1 protein-coding gene is annotated in these 258 nt (G+C 43.8%); it reads right to left on the bottom strand.

All coding sequences use genetic code 11. The features are described 5' to 3' along the window. Positions 1 to 247: TetR/AcrR family transcriptional regulator (locus AAEZ22_RS18485; RefSeq protein WP_352298521.1), on the bottom strand; the 247-nt coding region annotated here is incomplete at its 3' end. Positions 248 to 258: the final 11 nt, after the last annotated feature.

Raw genomic sequence — 258 nt, 5'->3', positions numbered from 1 at the left:
GTCCAAAAGCCTCTTTACTGGCAAAGTAATGATAGAAAGAGCCTTTTGGTACGCCCACCTTTTTCAAAATAGGTTCAATACCCGATGAAGCAAAACCTTGCTCTGTTAATTGCTCAAGGCCACTTCGGATAAGCTCTGCCCGCGTATCAGGATTATCGCGGGATATTTTAGGTGGCCGGCCACGACGAGGTTTCTCGGTTGTACTTGTGTGTGGACTCGACATTGAATCTAAGCTTAAATTATTCATAACACCTATAT

Source organism: Pseudoalteromonas sp. 20-MNA-CIBAN-0454, assembly GCF_040308685.1.
GTDB classification, from domain to species: domain Bacteria; phylum Pseudomonadota; class Gammaproteobacteria; order Enterobacterales; family Alteromonadaceae; genus Pseudoalteromonas; species Pseudoalteromonas nigrifaciens.
The sequence above is the reverse complement of the archived record's forward strand: the minus strand, read 5'-3'. Positions and strand labels throughout refer to the sequence as shown.